Here is a 21,205-nt window from a genome sequence, read left to right on the forward strand (position 1 = left end):
TTTAACCGAAAACTTTAGTCTGTTCCCGAAAATTAACTCTTCATAATAATTTTCACATTGGTATATTTATTATATTTGATTCATATCTTTAAAGGAAAGCTACAATTTTAAAATCAATTTTTTTCTTAATTATATTCAATAAAACTATGAACTATATAACGATAAAAGATGTTGCTAAACGATTGAATATTTCAGTTTCTACAGTTTCAAGAGCCTTTAATGATAAATATGACATAAAAAAAGAAACTAAAGAACTTATATTAAAAACTGCAATAGAAATGGGGTATCGCCCTAATCCTATGGCTAAAAAACTAATTCAAAAAAGATCATTTAATATTGGTATTGTTGTCCCTGAATTTATAAATGATTTCTTTCCTGAAGTTATTATTGGAGCTCAAGAAATTTTATTTGAAAAGGGATATCAAGTTTTAATAACTCAATCAAATGAATGTTTTGAAACCGAACTAAAAAACGTTAAAACTTTAGAAGATAATATGGTAGAAGGTCTTTTATTATCCATTTCTAGTGAAACCAGTAATACCGAATATTATCAAAAATTAATAGAATCTGGCTTACCTATTGTTCTTTTTAATCGTGTAAATAAAAACCTTAAGGCTTCTAAAGTATTATTTAATGATTACAAGTGGGCTTTTTTTGCTACAGAGCATTTAATAACTCAAGGATACAAAAAAATTGTTCATCTTAAAGGTACAGGAACACTTTCTCTTTCACATGAAAGGTCAAGAGGATTTACAGATGCTTTTAAAAAACACAAAATAGCTATTACAAAAGATAAAATAATACCTACTGGTTTTAATATTGAAGATGGCATGCGAGTTGCTGAAAACATGATTAAGAATAATAACATTCCTGATGCTATTTTTGCTTGTAATGATCCATCTGCCATTGGTGCTATGAAAGTTTTCAAAAAAAATGGTTATAACATACCAAACGACATTGCGTTTGTTGGTTTTACAGAGTCTAAAATAGCAGATTTAATTGATCCTCCATTAACTTCTGTTTCCCAACCAACTCTAGACATTGGTAGAGAAGCCGCAAAATTACTAATTGAACAAATTGAAAACCGTACCAATACTTTTATTCCGCAAACTATTATTTTAAATGGACAATTAAATATACGAGAATCCACTGTTAAAATTTAAGCTACCTACTTTTTAAATTTTAGTTATTAAGATTAAAAGTGTTATTGAACAATTATTCTAATAACCCAATAATTTATTTCGTTAAATAAAAAAGGCATTGACAAAAATCAACACCTTTAGCTATTCTATAACATTATTTTAAAATGCTACATTAAAAACTTTAGTGACCCCGGTAGGATTCAAACCTACAACCGCTGGAGCCGAAATCCAGTGCGCTATTCAGTTGCGCCACGAGGCCCTAATTATAATTTATGCTAACAACTGTTTTACAGCATTAGAAATTGCTTTACCATCAGCTTTACCAGCTAATTGTTTAGAAGCCATACCCATTACTTTACCCATATCTTTCATAGATGTTGCTCCAACTTTTGCTATAATCTCTTCAATAATTTTATTTAAAGCAGCTTGATCTAATTGTTCTGGTAAAAATTGAGCAATAATCTCAACTTGTGCTAGCTCAGGAGCTGCTAAATCATCTCTACCTTGTTCTTTGTACAAGGTTGCACTATCTTTTCGTTGTTTTACTAATTTTTGAAGTAGCTTTATTTCTTCTGCTTCTGTTAAATCTTCAGTTGCTCCAGTTTTAGTTTGCGCTAATAGTATTTCAGACTTTATGGCTCTTAAAGATTCTAAAGCTATTTTATCTTTAGATTTCATAGCTTCTTTAATTTTAACCATTAATTTTTGCTGTAAACTCATAATTTAAATTTTGTTGCACGAAGATAAAAAAAAGAACTCGAAAATCTTTAATTTTAAGAAAGATTTCCGAGTTCAAAACTTAGAAAATTAATCTAAGGATTCCTGTCTTTGGGCAACATTTTTAGTCTACATTATCATGTAAAAATGAGTTGTTCGATCTAAATTTCAAATCATCATTTCCATCAATATCTAATGTAGTTCTTGACTGATTAATTTCTGAAGAATGTGATGTTCTATCTAATTGAACTCCCATTCTTTTATAAGCTGGTTCTTTTTCAATTTCATCAATATTTTTATTTACCTTATTGATAAATTTATAGTTGAAATTTTTCATTTTTTCTCTTCGATCTTTAGCTCTTTTTTGTAATTCTGCAATTGTTAAGTCTAAAGGCGAAACTTCTTTATGATCAACTACCTCTTGGTTATTTACATTTACATCAACTTCAGTTTTATTAGTAGAGCGCAAGGTCAGATTTAATTCTTCATTTACTACTTCTATATTTTTATTTTCAGCTGGTTTTGATGCATTGGTTAAATTATTTTCTAACTCGGTGTAATCTTCTAACTTAAAATAAACATCTTTTTCAACTTTTTTTTCTGGCTCAACTACTTTATGATCAACTACCTCAATAGAGTTTATTTTAATTTCCTGATCTTGAGTAACAGTTTTTTGCGGTTTTTTTGGAAGTGGCATATCAAACGTTAATTCAATCTGCTTCTCATTTTCATCTTTTACTATTGGTGCTACCTCCTTAGCTTCTGGTTGAACTGAAGTGATTACAAAATCATCGTCATCTATTGTATTTACAGAAATTTCCTCATGTACAACATCTATATTTTTTATAAATTCTGTAGTAGGAATAATTGAAAAATCATCTTCATTTTCCTCTTCATCTCCTAAATCAAAAATAACTTTATCTTCAACAACGTCATTTGTATCATTGGCTGTTTTATCCGTTGTTGTTGACATCGTTTTAACTGTATCATTTTCTAAAAAATCGAAAGAAGCCTCTTGTTCATCACCTAAAGTATGAATAATTTTTTTGGCTTCCAAATTTGAAATTTCATGTTGTTGAGCTTTATTAAATCCCGTTGCAACTATAGTAACTGCAATAGCATCTCCTAAATTTTCATCTTCACCAACACCCATTATAATATTTACATTAGATTTTGCTTCGGATTGAATGTAGTCGTTAATTTCACCAATTTCATCTATTGTAATTTCTTCAGCACCTGAAACAATTAACAACAATACGTTTTTAGCTCCTGTAATTTTATTGTCATCTAATAGAGGAGAATCTAATGCTTTAGAAATAGCTTCTAAAGATCTATTTGCTCCTGATGCAGTTGCAGACCCCATAATTGCAGTACCACTATTAGAAAGTACAGTTTTTGCATCTTTTAAATCTATATTTTGAGTGTAATGGTGTGTTATAACCTCTGCAATACCTCTAGATGCAGTCGATAAAACTTCATCTGCTTTAGAGAATCCTGCTTTAAAGCCAAGATTACCATACACTTCTCTTAATTTATTATTATTTATTACCAATAAAGAATCTACATATTCACGTAACCTTTCAATACCTTTTTGAGCCTGACTATTACGCATTTTACCTTCAAAAGAAAAAGGAATTGTAACCACACCAATAGTTAACAAATCTAATTCACGCGCAACTTTAGCAATTACAGGAGCTGCACCAGTTCCTGTACCACCACCCATTCCAACAGTTATAAATATCATTTTAGAATTGGTAGAAAGCATATCTTTTATTTCTTGAATACTTTCTAAGGCTGCTTGCTCTCCAACATCAGGGTTTGCTCCTGCTCCTAAACCTTCTGTTAAGGATACTCCTAATTGAATTTTTGTTGGAATTGGACTGTTTTGTAATGCCTGAGCATCGGTATTACAAACTACAAAGTCAACTCCATCAATTCCTTGTGAATACATGTGGTTTACAGCATTGCTACCTCCACCTCCTACTCCTATTACTTTTATTACGTTTGATTGATTTTTCGGTAAATCGAATGAAATATTGCTAAAATCTGAACTGCTCATACTTAATTAATTTATTGGTGTTATTTTTCTTTTTCTTACTCTTTATATTTTATTATTCTGCGTTGTCTAAAAAATCTCTAAACTTATCAGCCCATTTTTCAAAAATTGTTTTTTTAGACTCTTGATGTTCTTCAATTTCGTCTACAACTTCTTTCTTTTCTGTTTCTTCTACTTCATTAACAACTTCTTCTTCATCAGCTTGCTGTTGTTTTATTTTTATATTTTTTTTATCCAGTCTGTTTAAGCCGTTCATTAACAACCCTACAGCAGTAGCATATTGTGGTGTTGAAAAAATTTCATCGGAATCTCCTGCTAAATTTTCATTAGGATATCCAATTCTAGTATCCATACCAGTTATATATTCTACCAATTGTTTTAAATGTTTTAGATTAGCTCCACCACCAGTTAAAACAATTCCTGCTATTAATTTTTTCTTTGGCTCTTCGTGCCCATAATTTTTAATTTCTAAAAATACTTGATCAACAATTTCAACTACACGTGCATGTATTATTTTTGATAAGTTTTTTAGAGTAATTTCTTTAGGTTCTCTACCTCTTAAGCCTGGAATAGATACAATCTCATTTTCTTTATTTTCTCCTGGCCAAGCTGACCCAAATTTTGTTTTTAATAACTCTGCTTGTTTTTCAATTATAGAACAACCTTCTTTAATATCTTCTGTTATTACATTTCCACCAAATGGGATAACTGCTGTATGGCGAATAATTCCATTTTTAAAAATAGCTAAATCAGTTGTCCCTCCACCTATATCAATTAAAGCTGCTCCAGCTTCTTTTTCTTCAGCACTTAAAACAGCTTCAGCAGATGCCAAAGGTTCTAAAGTAATACCTGCTAAATCTAAACCAGCGCTTTTAATACAACGCCCCACATTTCTAATAGAGGAAACTTGCCCTACAACAACATGAAAATTTGCTTCTAATCTACCTCCATACATACCAACTGGCTCTACAATTTCTGGTTGACCATCAACTTTAAATTCTTGCGGTAATACATGGATAATTTCTTCTCCAGGTAACATTACCAATTTATGAACTTGTTTTTCTAATTTATCTAAATCATCTTCATCAATTACATCTTCTGCATTTGGTCTAGTAATATAATCGCTATGTTGTAAACTTCTAATGTGTTGTCCTGCAATGCCTACAACCGCTTCATCAATTTTAATTCCAGAAACAGCAACAGCCTCATCTACTGCCATTTGAATAGATTGTATAGTTTGTGTAATATTATTTACAACACCACGGTGTACACCCAAACTCTTGGCTTTTCCAGTACCAAGTAACTCTATTTTACCATATTCATTTCTACGACCTATCATAGCAACAATTTTTGTTGTTCCTATATCTAATCCAACTGAAATATCGTTATGTTCCATACCCTACTTTTTTGTACAAACAACTTGGTTGTTATATTTTAAATTTATTGACGTATATTTATCTATTGTTTTATCAGCCATTGTTTTATTAAAAAACGACTTTAGGTTTTTAAATTTTGAATCTAAATTATCAATAGCACCTATTTCAATATCTTGCTCTCCTATTCTAGTTTTTAAAATAAACTGATTTTTTTGTGTTTTTTGCACACCAACAATTTGTTTTTTTAAAAATTCATCGTTTAAAATTGTTGTTACTAAAAGATAAATTTCATCTATATCTTTATCAATTATATTACCTGAAACCAATAAAACTCTTGCTGAATGATTTTCTGACAAAGGCATTTTTTTGGCCTGTTTATCAATATAATAACTATCAGCATTAGATACAACTCTAGCAATTGGGGTACGCTGCTTTATTTTAGCTTTAAGCACACCATCAACTGTTAAGAAAACAGCTGCTTTTTCCACCATGGGGTGTGATAAAACATTCGCTTCTAGTTTTTGTAAATCTATAACAGTTTTAGCTTCATTTAGAACTGGTATTCCATTTTGTATTAACAATTTATTAACCATATCATAATTCATAAAAAGATTACCTCCTTGCCCAAATTCAACAACAATATCCCCCACTTTTTTAGCAGTGTGTTTATGGTGCGAAAACCCATACAAAAACACCACCAAACTCAGTAGTAAAAATCCCTTTATGTAATTCCAATTAATTTTCAACTATTAAACTTTTTTTAATATTTTCTACTTGTAATCCAATATCTCCAGCCCCAATTACAACGATAATTTGTGCTTTAGATTTTAATACATTCGCAATTAAATTTTCTGTTGAAGAAAGTTGCTTTTTTTTACATGAAATTTTCTTCAATAACCACGCTGAACTTATACCTTCTATTGGCAACTCTCGAGCAGGATAAATATCTAATAAAATCAATTCGTCAAAACGCGATAAACTTTTTGCAAAATCACTTGCAAAATCTCGAGTTCTACTATACAAATGCGGCTGAAAAACTCCTAAAACTTTTTTCTCTGGATACATTTCCTTTACAGAATCTACAACTGCATCTATTTCAATTGGATGATGTGCATAATCATCTATTAACACTAGATCTTCAGTATTAATTTTATACGTAAAACGCCTTTTTACACCTTTAAAATTTAGTAAAGCTTTAGCAATAACTTCAATTGAAATTCCAAAATGATTAGCCATTGCCAAAGCTGCCACTGCATTTAGCACATTATGTTTTCCTGGTAGGTATATTTTTATGTTTTCAAAAATTTCAACTGGTGTTTTTACATCAAAAATATAAGCTCCATTTTCTATTCTAATATTATAAGCATTGTAATCTGCATTTTCTTCAATTCCATAAGTTTGCCCTTTAATTGGCAATCCTTTTCGAACAAATAATTTACCTGAAACTTTAGAAGCAAATTCTTGAAAAGATTTCTCCAATTCCAACTGCTCTCCATAAACATCTAAATGATCTGCATCCATAGAAGTTATACAGGCAATATCTGGAGATAGTTTTAAAAATGAACGATCAAACTCATCGGCTTCTACAACCGAAACCTCATTACCTCCTAAAATTATATTTGAATTGTAGTTTTCTGAAATTCCACCTAAAAAAGAAGTTGCATTTGTATTCGCCTCTTTTAAAATATGACCTAAAATTGTTGAAGTTGTAGTTTTTCCATGGGTACCTGCAACCGCCAAACAATTTGTATTTTTAGTGATTTCACCCAACACTTCCGAACGCTTTAAAACTGTAAAATTATTTGCTATAAAATAATTTAATTCTACATGGTTTTTAGGCACAGCTGGTGTATAAACTACAATTGTATTTTTAGGATCTTTAAAAACAGTATCAATTAAATTTACAGTATCTTCAAAATGTATTTTAATAGCCATTTTTTGAAGATTATTTGTAATTTCACTAGGCGTTTTATCGTAACCCGCTACATGCTTACCATTGCTTTTAAAATAAATTGCAATAGCGCTCATACCGATACCTCCAATACCTATAAAATAAACGTTATGTATACTGTTTAAATTCAATTAACTATTTATTAATTTTTCTATTTCTTTTACTATATCTTTTGTAGCGTTAGGCAAAGCCAATGCTTTTATATTTTTACTTAATTTTTGTTGTAATTCTTCATCATTTTTCAACTCTAACAACATATTTTGAAACATGTTTAACTCAGATTCTTTTAATAATAAAGCTGCATTTTTTGTAACTACAGAAAGTGCATTTTTTGTTTGATGATCTTCTGCAACATTAGGCGAAGGAATAAAAATTACTGGTTTCCCAACAATACATAGTTCTGAAATTGAACCAGCTCCTGCTCTACTAATTATAAAATCTGCTGCAGCATATGTTAAATCCATTCTATTTAAAAAAGCATGTGTTTGTACTCCATCAATATCATCATACTTTTTAAACTCATCATAATATAATTTTCCAGTTTGCCATATAACCTGAATGTTATTACCAACTAGCCAATCAATCTGTTTTTCAATTAAATTATTTAACGCTCTCGCTCCTAAACTACCACCGATAATTACAAGTGTTTTTTTATCAGGTTTTAACCCAAAAAATTTAATTGCCTCGTCTTTTTTTGCTGAAATATCTAATAAATCTTGTCGTACAGGGTTTCCTGTTTTTATTATTTTTTGAGCAGGAAAAAATCGCTCTAATCCATCATAAGCCACACAAATTTTATCTGCTTTTGTACTCAACAATTTATTAGTAATTCCTGGATACGAATTTTGCTCTTGAATTACCGTTTTTACTCCCTTAATACTTGCTGCATATAATGTTGGACCACTAGCAAAACCTCCTGTACCAATTACAATTGTTGGTTTAAATTTTCTTATAATTTTAAAAGCGTTCCACAAGCTACTTATTAACTTAAATGGAAATGCTAAATTTTTTAAAGTCAGACTTCTTTGTATTCCAGAAATCCATAATCCTTCAATTTTGTAACCAGATTGAGGAACTTTTTCCATTTCCATTCTATCCTTAGCACCTACAAACAAAAAATTAGCCTCAGGATATTTTTCCTTTAGCTCATTTGCTATAGACACAGCTGGATATATATGACCACCTGTTCCGCCTCCACTTAATATAATATTAATCGATTGCTTCATGTAAAATATCTAAAGGGTTTTCTTCACTTTCATTATCTACAATTTTTTCTTTTTCAGCTGTTACACTTAAAATAATACCAATGGCAAAACAGGTCATCCAAATAGAAGTTCCACCACTACTAATTAAAGGCAATGTTTGCCCTGTAACTGGAAATAAATTTACAGCTACAGCCATATTTATTATGGCTTGAAAAATAATTGGCAAACCTACGCCAATTATTAATAATGTTGCAAAAATAGTTGTAGCTTTTTTTGCTGCAACTAAAATTCTTATTAACAATAATAAATACATTAATATAACTGTCAAGGCTCCAAATATTAAACCGTATTCTTCAACTATTATAGCAAATATAAAATCGGATGAAGATTGCGGTAAAAAATTCTTTTGAACACTTTTTCCAGGACCTCTTCCTTGTAATCCACCACTTGCAATTGCTATTTTAGCCTTTTCAACTTGATATCCTTCTTCAGCGTTTTTATTAGAAAAATTTTCTATCCTACTCACCCAAGTATCTACTCTATTTGGCATTAAATCTGGAAATGCCTTTGCTAGTAAAACAAATACCATAAATAATGCAATTCCAATTCCTAGAATAGAAGCTAAATATTTTACTGGATATCCACCTAAAAAAGTTAAAAGCAACACCATTGAGAAAATAATAGCTGTGGTTGAAAAATTTGCAGGTAAAATAAAAGCTAATGTAATAGCTACTGGCAACCACAATCGCCAAAGACTTTCTTTAAAACTAATTGCTTTCTCTTTATTTTTAGCTAAATACCGCGCTACAAAAATCATTAAAACTACACCTGCCAAAGTAGATGTTTGAAATCCAACACCAATAAATGGTATGGTTATCCATCTACTTGCATTTGCACCACCAATAACAGTACCTTTTGCCAATGTAAAAATTAACAAAACTATTACCAGAGGAAGCATTAAAACTGAACCTCCACTAAAATACCTATAAGGTATTTTGTGTACACCATAAATAATTAAAAAACCAAAGAATAATAAAACAACATGCTTTATTAAATGATACGTTGTTGTTCCCGAATTAGCAACATATACTAAATTAGTACTTGCGCTATAAACAGGCATAAACGACAACAATGCCATAAAAACTACAATAGCCCAAATAGCACGATCACCTTCTATATTTTTTAATATTTTTTTCATTTACAATTCTCTAACTGCTTGTTTAAATTGAGCTCCTCTATCTTCGTAACTCTTAAATAAATCAAAACTTGCACAAGCTGGGGACAATAAAACAGCATCTCCTTTTTCAGCTATTTTATAAGCTACTTTAACCGCTTCTTCGGCTCCTGCAGTTTCAACAATTAAATCTACTACATTGTTAAAAGTTTGCTTTATTTTATGATTATCTACTCCTAAGCAAACAATTGCTTTAACCTTTTCTCTAACCAATGGCATTAAATCTAAATAATCATTTCCTTTATCTACCCCACCAACTATCCAAACTGTAGGGGATTGCATACAATCTAAAGCATAATATGTAGCATTAACATTGGTAGCTTTAGAATCGTTTATATATTGAACACCATTAATTTTCAATACAGGCTCTAGCCTATGCTCTGCACCTTCAAAATCTTCTAAACTCTCTCTTATTGTATTTTTTCTAACCTTTAATAATGTAGCTGTCATTGCAGCTGCCATTGCATTTTTAGTATTGTGTTCTCCTTTTAATGCTAAAGTTGATATTTCCATTATTGTTTCTTCGGTTTTATATTTTATTTGTATGTTATTATCTTTTAAAAAAACACCTTGATCTAATTTCTTTTTTACTGAAAAAGGAAGAAGTGTTGCTTTTACTTCATTGTTTTTTAACCAGTTTGTAATTACAGGATCATCTGCATCATAAATTAAAAAATCATTTTCTGTTTGATTTTTTGTAATTTTAAATTTCGATTCAACATAATTTTCAAACTTATAATTATACCTATCTAAATGATCTGGTGTAATATTTGTAATTATTGCTATATGCGGTGCAAAAGACTCAATGCCATCTAACTGAAAACTGCTTAATTCCAACACGTGAAAATCAAAATTGTGTTCAGCTACTTGCTGCGCAAAACTAAAGCCTATGTTTCCACCCATAGCAACGCTCAATTTTGCTCTTTTCAAAATATGATTTACAAGCATTGTTGTAGTGGTTTTGCCATTTGAACCGGTAATACCTACAACCAAACCTTTGGTATATTTTGCAGCAAACTCTATTTCAGAAATCACTTTAATATTTTTCTGTCTTAAAGCCTCTACTATTGAAATATTATCTGGTATACCAGGACTTTTAATAACAATATCTGCATCAAATATTCTTAACTCTGAATGATTTCCTTCTTCAAAAGAAATTTCGTTATCCAGAAGCACTTTCTTATATTTTTCTGCAATGGTTCCCATATCTGAAACAAAAACATCATATCCTTTCTGCTTTCCTAAAATAGCAGAACCAACACCACTTTCTCCAGCTCCAAGCACCACTAAAAGGTGTTTATATCCGGCAAAGACAGATGCGTCATATTCGTTTTTATTTCCTCTATTATTCATTATAATTCTCTCAAATAATTTTTCCTTACTTTAAAGCTATCTTAATTTTAATGTAACTATTGTTAGTACAGCCAACATAATACCTACAATCCAAAAACGAGTTACAATTTTACTTTCATGATATCCCGATTTCTGATAATGATGATGTAGTGGAGACATTTTAAATATGCGTCTTCCTACTCCGTATTTTTTCTTTGTGTATTTAAAAAACCCTACTTGCATTATAACAGATAGATTTTCAACTAAAAAAACACCTGCTAAAATTGGAATCAATAATTCTTTACGAACTGAAATTGCCAAAACAGCAATAATTCCTCCTATGGTTAAACTTCCTGTATCTCCCATAAAAACTTGAGCTGGATAGGTGTTATACCATAAAAACCCAACTAAAGCCCCTACAAATGCCGCTATAAAAATGGTCATTTCACCAGAATTAGGGATGTACATAACATCTAAATAATCAGCAAAAATAATATTCCCCGAAACCCAGGTAAAAATACCTAAGGTTAATACAATTATAGCTGAAGAACCCGCTGCTAAACCATCTATCCCGTCAGTTAAATTAGCTCCGTTTGAAACTGCTGTTATAATAAAAATTACAATGGGTATAAATAAAATCCAAGCATAATCTCTTAGTCCATCACCAAATAAATCTAACACAGCTGCATAATCTAATTCGTTATTTTTTAAAAAAGGAATAGTTGTTTTTGTTGATTTATGTGCGTCTGCAAACAAAACAGGAACACCTGCTTCTGTTTCGTATTGAAATTTTTGAGGTAACTGTTCTTTCATAGTAACATTTGGATGAAAATACAACATAGCACCTACAAAAATTCCTAAAGTAACTTGACCTAAAACTTTAAATCTTCCTTTTAAACCTTCTTTATTTTTTCTAAAAATCTTAATATAATCATCAACAAAACCAATAGTTCCCATCCAAATTGTTGTAACTATTAAAATAATGATATACACATTGTCTACTTTAGATAATAACAACACTGGAATTAGAGTTGCAAGTATTATTATTATTCCACCCATAGTTGGCGTACCTGCTTTTTCAACTTGACCATCCAAACCTAAATCTCTTACAGATTCTCCAACTTGCTTACGCTGTAAATAATTAATAACTCGTTTTCCATAAATTGTTGAAAACAACAATGAACCAATAAAAGCTAATGCAGAACGAAAAGTTATGTATTGAAACAACCCTGCTCCTGCCAAATTATAATGTTTGTCTAAATATTCGAATAAATAATATAACATTGTTTTATTTTTCTATAGCTTTTAATAATTGTGAAATTTTTTCGTAATCGTCAAAATGAGTACGCACCCCTTTAACTTCTTGATATGTTTCGTGCCCTTTTCCAGCAATTAAAATAATATCATCTTTTTTTGCCAGTTTAGTTGCTGTCTTTATAGCTTGCTCTCTATCTACAATTGATAGTGTTTTTCTATAATTTTGAGGATCAACACCCTCTTCTATCTCTTTTATAATTGTTTCAGGATCTTCATTTCTTGGGTTATCAGAAGTGAATATTACCTGGCTACTAAGTTGCGAAGCAATGCGCCCCATTACCGGACGTTTTGCCTTATCTCTATTTCCACCACAACCTACAACAGTAATAACCTGCTCGTTTCCGGTTCTTATATCATTAATAGTTTCCAACACATTTTTTAAAGCATCTGGTGTATGTGCATAATCAATTATAGCAGTGACTCCTTCTTTAGATCTAAAGTGTTGAAATCGTCCTGTTACATTTTCCAATTCACTAATTAAGGTTAAGGCTTCAGTAGCCTCTAGCTCTAACAATTGTGAAACACCATAAACCGCCAACAGATTATACGCATTAAAACTTCCTATTAATTTTGCACAAACCTCATTATTATTTATGTTTAAAAACAATCCAGAAAACTGATTTTCTAGAATCTTAGCTTTATAATCCGCCATTGTTTTTAAAGCATAGGTATATTTTTTTGATACTGTATTTTGAAGCATTATCAAACCATTTTTATCATCTACATTCACCAAAGAAAAAGCGGTTTTTGGCAAGTTGTCGAAAAATGATTTTTTTACATCTCTATATTCTTTAAACGAGTTGTGATAGTCTAAATGATCGTGTGTTAAGTTGGTATAAACACCACCTGTAAAATGCAAACCAGCCGTTCTTTTTTGATGAATTCCGTGCGAACTCACCTCCATAAAACAATAATCTACACCTGCTTCAACCATTTTATTTAAACAGCTATTAATTGCTAAAGAATCTGGCGTTGTATGTGTTGCATTAAATTGCTGATGGTCTACAAAAATTGTTACCGTAGATAACAATCCGGTTTTAAAACCTGCCTTTTGAAACAACTTATACAATAAGGTAGCAATAGTTGTTTTACCATTTGTACCAGTAACACCTATTAATTTTAATTTTGACGAAGGATTTCCATAAAAGTTAGATGCCATTATAGCTAGCGCCTCATTAGAATTACTAACCTTAACATACGTAATTGTATCTTCTAAAACTTCAGGAAATTCTTCACAAACAATTACTTTAGCACCTAATTCAATGGCTTTACCTATAAATTTATGTCCGTCGAATACCAATCCCTTTTGAGCCACAAATAAATCATTTGGTTGAATTTTTCGCGAATCAAATTGTATAGCATTAATTAACACTTCAGTGTTTCCATGAACTGCATTAATACTTACTTTGTACAATATGTCTTTAAATACTTTCAACTACGATAATTTTATATTAATTGTTGCTCCTTTTACTAATTTTGCTCCTTCATTAAGTGATTGCGATACTACTTTTCCATTTCCAGAAAAACGCACTTTTAAACCTAAGTTTTCAAGTAAAGAAATAGCATCCATAGCCGCCATTCCTTTTACATTTGGAATTGATTTTATTTCCTTATTAGAAATGGCATAATATTTTTCAAAATCATTTTTAACATTTTCAAAATCTGGGGTTTTATTCTCAATTTCGTTTATAATATGATTTGTAGTATAAATTTTTTGAGCTATATCTTTAAACACTGGACCTGAAACATCTGCTCCATAAAAACCCGTTTTTGTATTAGGCTCATGAATTACTACAATACATGAGTATTTTGGGTTTTCTGCTGGAAAATAACCTGTAAATGATGATATGTATTTTTTGTCTTTTAACCACTCTTGATAATTCCCATATTTCACACGAGCCGTACCCGTTTTACCAGCCATTGAAAAGTCTTCAGAATATAATTTTCTTCCAGTTCCACGAGATACCACGTTTTTAAGTACTTCTTGAATTTTAGCAACTGTTTCTTTAGAACAAATAGCATTATTTATTACCTCTTTCCCAAAAGATTCTACATGCTTATTCCAAGATCTAATTTCTTTTACAAATCTCGGTTTCACCATTTCTCCATTATTAGCAATTGCATTGTAAAATGTTAATGTTTGCAATGGTGTTAATTTTAAATTATAACCATAAGCTATAGATGGCAGAGCATTTTTACTCCATATTTCGTGGTCTGGATTTGGAATAAGCGGCTCTCCCTCTCCCTTAATTGGTAAACCCAATTTATCGTTCAAATTCATCTTATATAATGCATTAATGAATTTTTCTGGATGTTCTCCAAAATTTTCATCTATCAACCTAGCAAAAGCAATATTTGAAGACACCTCTAAAGCTCGTGCTGCGGTTATTTTACCATACCCTCCTCTTTTAGAATCGTTAATATAACGTCCATGCATTCTATACCTTCCATTTCCAGTATCTACAACTGTACTTGTATCTATTGCACCCGTTTCTAAGGCTACAACCATAGACATTAATTTAAATGCAGAGCCAGGTTCGTGTGATTCATAAACAGCATAATTTCGTTTTTCATAATATTTTCCATTAGAACCTCTTCCTAAATTAGAAATAGCTTTAATTTCTCCCGTTTCAGTTTCCATTACAACAACACATCCATGCTCAGCTTCATAATACTCCAACTGCCTCAATAAAGAATGGTGTGCAATATCTTGAATATTAACATTTAAGGTTGTAACAATATCTTTACCATTTACAGGCTCTTTTTCATTTCTATCATTAATAGGTTTCCACTGACCTTTTGCTATTTTCTGCTCTAATCTTAACCCATTTTTACCTTTTAAATATTTTCTATATGCACCTTCAATTCCAGGAGCACCTCTATAATCATCGTAACCAATAGTTCTTTCAGCCACTTTACCTAAAGGATGCGCCCTTACCGTAGATTGTTTTGCTATAAAACCACCTTTATACATTCCTAAATTAAAAATTGGAAAACTTTTAATTTTTATATACTCTGTATAACCCAACTTTCTAGCAATAAACAAATACCTATTTTTACTATTTCTAGCTTTTCTAATTTTTCGCTCCCAATGTGAAACCGAATTTCCTAACATTTTAGAAAGCTCTTGTGATAGTGCTCTTACATTTTTTTCAAAAACCTCACCAGCCACCGTAACCGCATCCATTCTAATTTCGTATTGCGACATTGAAGTTGCAAGCAAACTACCATCTTCAGAAAAAACACTTCCTCTATTCGCATAAATAGTATCATTTCTCAATGTTAATTGCTCAGATATATGTCTATACTTTTCTCCTTCGGAAAATTGAATATCTGTTAATTGGAAAATTATAGCCACCAAAAAAAGCGTTATAATAACAAATACAACGTACAATTTATTTAGTATGCTTTTTTTTGTTGTTGCCAATTTTTAATTATTTTTTTGTTATTACTCTTATAACTTGAGGTGGTTGTTCACTTGGTACAATTCCAAGGTTAACTACTTTTTTTCTCACTGTTGACTCCAGTCTCATCTCCATTGAAATTGCACGTTTATCTAAAAACTCGGCTCTTAACTCCTTAATTTCATTGGTTAATTTTGCAATTTCCATTACTTTTTTATCAGTACTATGTGCACTCGCAATCATTAATAACATAAGAATAACCACGAAAAAAATGAATCGCCAGTTCTTAAAGGAATCTTTATTTACTAAAAAATCCCCTTTTAAAAGGTTAAATATGCTGGATTTTATAGCTGACATTTATTTAATTGTTGCAATTCTTAATTTGGCACTTCTAGCTCTATTATTTTTCTTTATTTCAGAAAAGCTTGGAATTATTAGTTTCCCTACTTTTTTCATTGGCACATCTATATTACCAAACATATCCTTTTCAGGTTCACCTTCAAACAAACCACTTCTAATAAATCTTTTTACCAATCTATCTTCTAACGAATGATATGAGATTACACTTAACCTTCCATCTTCTGTTAACAAATCAGGTATTTGCAACAAAAACTCTTTTAAAACTTCTATTTCTTGATTTACTTCAATACGAATACCTTGAAATATTTGAGCTAAAATTTTATGTTCAACAGATTTTGGCACAAACTCGCTCAATACTTCTTTAAGCTCAAAACTTGTTTTAATTTTTTTTTCAGAACGTGCTTCAACAATTTTTCTAGCAATAGCCCTTGCGTTTCGCAACTCGCTATACTGAAACAAAACTGAACTTAATTTTTCCTCCTCATAATTATTTACAACTTCAAATGCAGATAATTCTCCTGTTTGATTCATCCTCATATCTAAATCTGCATCGAAACGTGTTGAAAACCCACGTTCTGCTTCATCAAATTGATGTGACGAAACACCTAAATCAGCCAAAACACCATCTACTTTTTTAACACCATAAAATCTTAAATACCTTTTTATGAATCTAAAATTTTGAGGAATTAAGGTAAACCTTGGATCATCTATTACATTTCTTTGGGCATCTTCATCTTGATCAAAAGCAAACAACTTTCCATTTTCATTTAACCTACTCAAAATCTCTTTTGAATGTCCACCGCCACCAAAAGTAACATCCACATACACGCCATTAGGTTTAATATCTAAACCATCAACACTTTCTTTTAATAAAACTGGACTATGATATTCCATCGCTATTTATTATGTTACCCATTACTTCTTCTGCTAAATCTGCAGTATCTCCCTCAACATCATCAACTGCTACTTCATACCTTTCTTTATCCCAAATTTCAACAATATTAACTGCTGAAGACAATACAACGTTCTTTGTAATTCCTGCAAAAGCCTGCAAATCTTTAGGAATCAACAAGCGCCCTGAAGCATCTAACTCTACTATTTTAACACCCGCTGTAAATCGACGAATAAAATCGTTATTCTTTTTAACAAATCGGTTTAACTTATTCACTTCTGCCATCAAAATATTCCACTCATTCATCGGATAAAGCTCTAAACACGATTGAAACAACGAACGTTTTAGCACAAAACCATCTTGTAAAACTGGACTTAATTGCTTTTTTAAAGCAGCAGAAAGCAGCAACCGCCCTTTGGCATCCGCTTTTCCTTCATATGTTCCAATTAAATTTATCATTATGATTTTGTATAAAATCAAAAATATAAATTTTTTCCCACATTTATCCACTTTTACCCACTTTGTTGATAACTTTTACCACTAAATAGATATTTGAAGCTATTTTTTTGAAAAACAGCCAATTAATAATTATATTACCTGAGTTTAGAAAAAAGTATTTTTTTAGAAAAAAAAGTTACCTTTGTAGTAAGCTTAAAAATTAAAAATTAATGAGCAAAAATCTTATTGAAGATAATAAATTCAAGTATGTAGAAGCTGGAGAAGGGCAACCGATGATTGTTCTTCATGGGCTTATGGGAGGATTAAGCAACTTTGAAGGAGTACTTAACTATTTTTCTAAACAAGGATATAAAGTTATAATTCCTGTCTTGCCAATTTATACCTTACCAATTCTAAAAACCAATGTTAAAAACTTATCAAAGTTTTTAAAAGATTTTATGGCTTATAAGAAAATTGATAAGGCTATATTAATTGGAAATTCTTTGGGTGGACATATTGGACTTTATTTCACAAAATTAAATCAAAAGAACGTTACTGCTTTAGTTTTAGCAGGAAGTTCTGGATTGTATGAAAAGTCTATGGGAGACACCTACCCTAAAAGAGGTAATTACGAATATATTAAGAAAAAAACCGAAGAAGTTTTTTACGACCCAAAAGTAGCTACTAAAGAAACAGTTGACGAAATATACGAGTCTGTAAATGACAGACATAAAGTAATTAGAACCCTAACTATTGCTAAAAGTGCTATAAGACATAATATGGCAAAAGACTTGCCAGAAATGCATATTCCAACGTGTGTTATTTGGGGTAAAAATGACAATGTTACACCTCCTGAAGTAGCCATAGATTTTGAAAAATTAATGCCTGATGCTGACTTATTTTGGATAGATAAATGTGGCCACGCTCCAATGATGGAACATCCAGATGAATTTAATAGAATTCTTGAAAACTGGCTAAAAAAAAGAAATTTGTAAAAAATGAAAATTAAAACAGCTGACTTTGTAATAAGCAATAGTGACGTTTCAAAATGCCCAAAAGAAAGGTTAGCCGAATATGCTTTTATCGGACGATCCAATGTTGGAAAATCTTCTTTAATAAATATGCTAACTGGTCAAAATAAGTTAGCAAAAACATCTGGAAGACCCGGAAAAACACAATTAATCAATCATTTTAAAATAAATAATAATTGGTTTTTAGTTGACTTACCTGGCTATGGTTATGCTAAAGTTTCTAAAAGTGTTAAAAAGACATTCCAAAGTTTTATAAAAAATTATTTTTTACAACGAGAGCAACTTATCTGTTCTTTTGTTTTAGTTGATTGCAGACACGAACCTCAAAAAGTTGATTTGGAGTTTATGGAGTTTTTAGGTGAAAATGAAATTCCCTTTTGTATTATTTTTACGAAATCTGATAAATTAAAACTTTCTGAACTGAATAGAAATATTAAGAACTATTCTAAAAAAATGACAAGTACACTTTGGGAAGAAATGCCTCAATATTTTATAACTTCTGCAACTTCAACAGCAGGTAAAGAAGAGCTATTAAACTATATAGACATCATAAATCAGCAATTAGAAAAAACCTCATAAATGGCTTCTACTAAAAACAATTTAGAAGTACTTTTTGAAGATAATCACTTAATAATTGTTAATAAAAAATCTGGTGATATTGTTCAAGGTGATAAAACTGGAGATGCTCCATTAAGCGATATTGTTAAAGCGTATATTAAGGAAAAATACAACAAACCGGGTAACGTATTTTTAGGTGTTGTTCACCGTTTAGACAGACCAACAACCGGCGTTATAGTTTTTGCAAGAACCTCAAAATCTTTAGAAAGGTTCAATAAAATGTTACGCGATAAAACTGTAAATAAAACTTACTGGGCACTTGTAAAAAACAAACCAAAAAAGGATAAAGACACTCTTACTGGGTATTTAAAAAAGAATCCTAAAAACAATAAATCCACATCTTACTCATCTGAAATTGAAGGAAGTAAAAAAGCAATTCTTCATTATAAAATCATCAAATCTTTAGACAACTATCATTTATTAGAAGTAGATTTAGAAACAGGAAGACACCACCAAATTCGCTGTCAATTAGCAGCCATTGGGTCTCCAATTAAAGGCGATTTAAAATATGGTTTTAACAGAAGCAACAAAGATGCAAGTATAAGTTTACACGCACGTAAAATTGAGTTTATTCACCCAGTAACCAAAGAAAATATATCAATTATAGCTCCAACACCTAAAGATGTTATTTGGAGCGCTTGTCTTCAATAAGAATTAATTTCCGTCAAACTGAACCTCGCAACTTCACTATGGTAATGAGATTCTGAAACAAGTTCAGAATGACGTAATATTTTTAAAATAATTTTAAGCTTTATTCTTTTTAGCAACTATTTCATCTAAACACAAGTTTCCAACACTTCCTTTATGTGTATGATTTACCGTTTTATTAGGCTTAAACTCACCTTCTTCAATACTTTTACCTACAATTTTATAAGCATCTCTAAACGGTGTTCCATTTTGAACTAATCTATTTACCTCCTCAACACTAAACATATATAAATATTTATCCTCTTCAACAATATTGGTTCTAACTTGAATATTTTTTAATGAATACGTTAACATTTCCAAACAAGATTTTAATGTTGAAAACGAAGGTATTAATCCTTCTTTTAACAATTGCAAATCTCTGTGATAACCACTGGTAAGATTGTTACTAATTAAAGTAAACTCCACAGGCAATGCTTGTAATTTGTTACATTTTCCTCTAATTAATTCAAAAACATCTGGATTTTTTTTATGAGGCATAATGCTTGAACCTGTTGTTAATTCATCTGGAAATGAAATAAAACTAAAATTTTGACTCATATACAAACAAATATCCATACTCATTTTAGATAAGGTTGCAGCAACTGAACTAATTGCAAAAGAAACCGATTTTTCTAATTTCCCACGTCCCATTTGCGCTGCAACTGAATTGTATTTTAACACTTCAAAATCTAGCAATTTAGTTGTTTCATCTCTATCAATTGGAAAAGAACTTCCGTAACCCGCAGCAGAACCTAACGGATTTTGATCTGCAACTTTGTAAGCGGCTTTTAAAAAGTAAATATCGTCAATTAAAGTTTCTGCATAAGCTGAAAACCACATTCCAAAAGAAGATGGCATAGCTACTTGTAAGTGCGTGTAACCAGGCAATAACACGTTTTTATATTGTTCAGCCAACGAAATTAATAAATCAAATAAATCATCAACCTCAGCATTTATATCATTTAAAGCATCTTTTAAATACAAATGAACATCTACTAAAACCTGATCGTTTCTTGAACGCGCTGTATGAATTTTCTTTCCAGTATCACCTAATTTTTCAGTTAATAAAAACTCAACTTTAGAGTGCACATCTTCAAAAGAATCTTCAATTGTAAAAGTACCAGCTTCAATAGTTTTTAAAATAGCATTTAATTCAACCTCTAAATTCGAAATTTCTTCAGAAGTTAACAAACCAATTTTATGCAACATTTTAGCATGTGCCAAATTGCCTATTACATCGTATTTTGCTAAAATTAAATCTAACTCTCTATCGTTACCAACGGTGAAAATATCTATTTTTTTATCGGTTGAAAATCCTTTATCCCAAAGTTTCATATTTGTTTTTTATTTTTAATTATTTAATGCTTTAATTGTAATTCTGAATGAAATGAATAATCTATATTGAAATTACTCAATTTAGACACTTCGACAAGCTCAGTGTGACA

At 30.6% G+C, this 21,205-nt stretch carries 19 protein-coding genes and 1 tRNA gene; 4 read left to right on the plus strand and 16 right to left on the minus strand.

Going from position 1 to position 21,205, the window contains the following annotated elements; all coding sequences use genetic code 11:
• The first annotated feature begins 146 nt into the window (after nucleotides 1–146).
• On the plus strand, nucleotides 147–1,163 hold the full coding sequence (locus tag MHL31_RS07895) for a LacI family DNA-binding transcriptional regulator (protein ID WP_240228661.1): 1,017 nt from the start codon (nucleotides 147–149) through the stop codon (nucleotides 1,161–1,163).
• 164 nt (nucleotides 1,164–1,327) lie between these two features.
• Here the strand turns inward: MHL31_RS07895 and MHL31_RS07900 are convergent.
• The 15 genes from MHL31_RS07900 to MHL31_RS07970 all read right to left on the minus strand — a co-directional run bounded on the left by MHL31_RS07900 (nucleotide 1,328) and on the right by MHL31_RS07970 (nucleotide 17,445).
• A tRNA-Arg gene (locus tag MHL31_RS07900) sits at nucleotides 1,328–1,401 on the minus strand.
• Nucleotides 1,402–1,412: 11 nt separating this feature from the next.
• Complete coding sequence (locus MHL31_RS07905; protein ID WP_240228663.1) at nucleotides 1,413–1,862, minus strand: GatB/YqeY domain-containing protein; 450 nt, start codon at nucleotides 1,860–1,862, stop codon at nucleotides 1,413–1,415.
• Nucleotides 1,863–1,983: 121 nt separating this feature from the next.
• Complete coding sequence (gene ftsZ / locus MHL31_RS07910; RefSeq protein ID WP_240228665.1) at nucleotides 1,984–3,918, minus strand: cell division protein FtsZ; 1,935 nt, start codon at nucleotides 3,916–3,918, stop codon at nucleotides 1,984–1,986.
• A gap of 52 nt (nucleotides 3,919–3,970) precedes the next feature.
• Nucleotides 3,971–5,311 carry a cell division protein FtsA gene (gene ftsA, locus MHL31_RS07915; protein WP_240228667.1) on the minus strand — a complete coding sequence of 447 codons (1,341 nt, stop codon included), beginning with the start codon at nucleotides 5,309–5,311 and terminating at the stop codon, nucleotides 3,971–3,973.
• 3 nt (nucleotides 5,312–5,314) lie between these two features.
• Nucleotides 5,315–6,037, minus strand: coding sequence for a cell division protein FtsQ/DivIB (locus tag MHL31_RS07920; protein WP_240228668.1), 723 nt, complete (start codon nucleotides 6,035–6,037; stop codon nucleotides 5,315–5,317).
• Nucleotides 6,027–7,373, minus strand: coding sequence for a UDP-N-acetylmuramate--L-alanine ligase (gene murC / locus MHL31_RS07925; protein WP_240228669.1), 1,347 nt, complete (start codon nucleotides 7,371–7,373; stop codon nucleotides 6,027–6,029). The genes MHL31_RS07920 and murC overlap by 11 nt, the downstream gene beginning before the upstream one ends.
• Nucleotides 7,374–8,468, minus strand: coding sequence for an undecaprenyldiphospho-muramoylpentapeptide beta-N-acetylglucosaminyltransferase (gene murG / locus MHL31_RS07930; RefSeq protein WP_240228670.1), 1,095 nt, complete (start codon nucleotides 8,466–8,468; stop codon nucleotides 7,374–7,376).
• Nucleotides 8,452–9,645, minus strand: a complete 1,194-nt coding sequence (locus tag MHL31_RS07935) for an FtsW/RodA/SpoVE family cell cycle protein (protein ID WP_240228671.1) — start codon at nucleotides 9,643–9,645, stop codon at nucleotides 8,452–8,454. The genes murG and MHL31_RS07935 overlap by 17 nt, the downstream gene beginning before the upstream one ends.
• A complete protein-coding gene (murD, locus tag MHL31_RS07940; protein ID WP_240228672.1) occupies nucleotides 9,646–11,034 on the minus strand; it encodes a UDP-N-acetylmuramoyl-L-alanine--D-glutamate ligase in 1,389 nt (462 codons plus the stop codon). It abuts the gene before it with no gap.
• A gap of 36 nt (nucleotides 11,035–11,070) precedes the next feature.
• Complete coding sequence (mraY, locus tag MHL31_RS07945; protein WP_240228673.1) at nucleotides 11,071–12,297, minus strand: phospho-N-acetylmuramoyl-pentapeptide-transferase; 1,227 nt, start codon at nucleotides 12,295–12,297, stop codon at nucleotides 11,071–11,073.
• Between the two features lie 4 nt (nucleotides 12,298–12,301).
• The gene (locus MHL31_RS07950) at nucleotides 12,302–13,765 is read right to left on the minus strand and encodes a UDP-N-acetylmuramoyl-L-alanyl-D-glutamate--2,6-diaminopimelate ligase (protein ID WP_240228674.1); all 1,464 of its coding nucleotides are present in this window, start codon (nucleotides 13,763–13,765) and stop codon (nucleotides 12,302–12,304) included.
• Nucleotides 13,766–15,757: a penicillin-binding protein gene (locus MHL31_RS07955; protein ID WP_240228675.1), complete on the minus strand. Its 1,992-nt coding sequence runs from the start codon at nucleotides 15,755–15,757 to the stop codon at nucleotides 13,766–13,768. It abuts the gene before it with no gap.
• 7 nt (nucleotides 15,758–15,764) lie between these two features.
• Entirely contained in the window at nucleotides 15,765–16,091 is a 327-nt protein-coding gene (locus MHL31_RS07960; RefSeq protein WP_240228676.1) for an FtsL-like putative cell division protein, read from the minus strand.
• Entirely contained in the window at nucleotides 16,092–16,988 is an 897-nt protein-coding gene (rsmH, locus tag MHL31_RS07965) for a 16S rRNA (cytosine(1402)-N(4))-methyltransferase RsmH (RefSeq protein WP_240228677.1), read from the minus strand.
• Nucleotides 16,975–17,445 (minus strand): division/cell wall cluster transcriptional repressor MraZ, encoded by a 471-nt coding sequence (locus MHL31_RS07970; protein WP_240228678.1) that lies wholly within the window; start codon nucleotides 17,443–17,445, stop codon nucleotides 16,975–16,977. The genes rsmH and MHL31_RS07970 overlap by 14 nt, the downstream gene beginning before the upstream one ends.
• Before the next feature lie 209 nt (nucleotides 17,446–17,654).
• Here MHL31_RS07970 and MHL31_RS07975 point away from each other — a divergent pair, with 209 nt between their 5' ends.
• The 3 genes from MHL31_RS07975 to MHL31_RS07985 are packed head-to-tail and all read left to right on the plus strand — an operon-like array spanning nucleotide 17,655 to nucleotide 19,724.
• A complete protein-coding gene (locus tag MHL31_RS07975) occupies nucleotides 17,655–18,419 on the plus strand; it encodes an alpha/beta fold hydrolase (RefSeq protein ID WP_240228679.1) in 765 nt (254 codons plus the stop codon).
• A gap of 3 nt (nucleotides 18,420–18,422) precedes the next feature.
• Complete coding sequence (yihA, locus tag MHL31_RS07980; protein ID WP_240228680.1) at nucleotides 18,423–19,034, plus strand: ribosome biogenesis GTP-binding protein YihA/YsxC; 612 nt, start codon at nucleotides 18,423–18,425, stop codon at nucleotides 19,032–19,034.
• The gene (locus tag MHL31_RS07985; RefSeq protein WP_240228682.1) at nucleotides 19,035–19,724 is read left to right on the plus strand and encodes an RluA family pseudouridine synthase; all 690 of its coding nucleotides are present in this window, start codon (nucleotides 19,035–19,037) and stop codon (nucleotides 19,722–19,724) included.
• Nucleotides 19,725–19,817: 93 nt separating this feature from the next.
• On the opposite strand, the gene argH is transcribed toward MHL31_RS07985, so the two are convergent.
• Nucleotides 19,818–21,095: an argininosuccinate lyase gene (gene argH, locus MHL31_RS07990; RefSeq protein WP_240228684.1), complete on the minus strand. Its 1,278-nt coding sequence runs from the start codon at nucleotides 21,093–21,095 to the stop codon at nucleotides 19,818–19,820.
• Nucleotides 21,096–21,205 lie beyond the last annotated feature (110 nt).

This window comes from Lutibacter sp. A80 (assembly GCF_022429645.1).
In the GTDB taxonomy this organism is placed as follows: Bacteria; Bacteroidota; Bacteroidia; order Flavobacteriales; family Flavobacteriaceae; genus Lutibacter.

Bases quoted from the DNA above. Each gene is read 5' to 3' on its own strand.
- yihA (WP_240228680.1), top strand. From the start codon at position 18,423: ATGAAAATTAAAACAGCTGACTTTGTAATAAGCAATAGTGACGTTTCA.
- MHL31_RS07975 (WP_240228679.1), top strand. From the start codon at position 17,655: ATGAGCAAAAATCTTATTGAAGATAATAAATTCAAGTATGTAGAAGCT.
- MHL31_RS07935 (WP_240228671.1), bottom strand. From the start codon at position 9,645: ATGAAAAAAATATTAAAAAATATAGAAGGTGATCGTGCTATTTGGGCT.
- ftsA (WP_240228667.1), bottom strand. From the start codon at position 5,311: ATGGAACATAACGATATTTCAGTTGGATTAGATATAGGAACAACAAAA.
- MHL31_RS07985 (WP_240228682.1), top strand. From the start codon at position 19,035: ATGGCTTCTACTAAAAACAATTTAGAAGTACTTTTTGAAGATAATCAC.
- MHL31_RS07895 (WP_240228661.1), top strand. From the start codon at position 147: ATGAACTATATAACGATAAAAGATGTTGCTAAACGATTGAATATTTCA.
- MHL31_RS07960 (WP_240228676.1), bottom strand. From the start codon at position 16,091: ATGTCAGCTATAAAATCCAGCATATTTAACCTTTTAAAAGGGGATTTT.
- ftsZ (WP_240228665.1), bottom strand. From the start codon at position 3,918: ATGAGCAGTTCAGATTTTAGCAATATTTCATTCGATTTACCGAAAAAT.
- argH (WP_240228684.1), bottom strand. From the start codon at position 21,095: ATGAAACTTTGGGATAAAGGATTTTCAACCGATAAAAAAATAGATATT.
- rsmH (WP_240228677.1), bottom strand. From the start codon at position 16,988: ATGGAATATCATAGTCCAGTTTTATTAAAAGAAAGTGTTGATGGTTTA.
- MHL31_RS07905 (WP_240228663.1), bottom strand. From the start codon at position 1,862: ATGAGTTTACAGCAAAAATTAATGGTTAAAATTAAAGAAGCTATGAAA.
- murG (WP_240228670.1), bottom strand. From the start codon at position 8,468: ATGAAGCAATCGATTAATATTATATTAAGTGGAGGCGGAACAGGTGGT.
- murD (WP_240228672.1), bottom strand. From the start codon at position 11,034: ATGAATAATAGAGGAAATAAAAACGAATATGACGCATCTGTCTTTGCC.
- mraY (WP_240228673.1), bottom strand. From the start codon at position 12,297: ATGTTATATTATTTATTCGAATATTTAGACAAACATTATAATTTGGCA.
- MHL31_RS07970 (WP_240228678.1), bottom strand. From the start codon at position 17,445: ATGATAAATTTAATTGGAACATATGAAGGAAAAGCGGATGCCAAAGGG.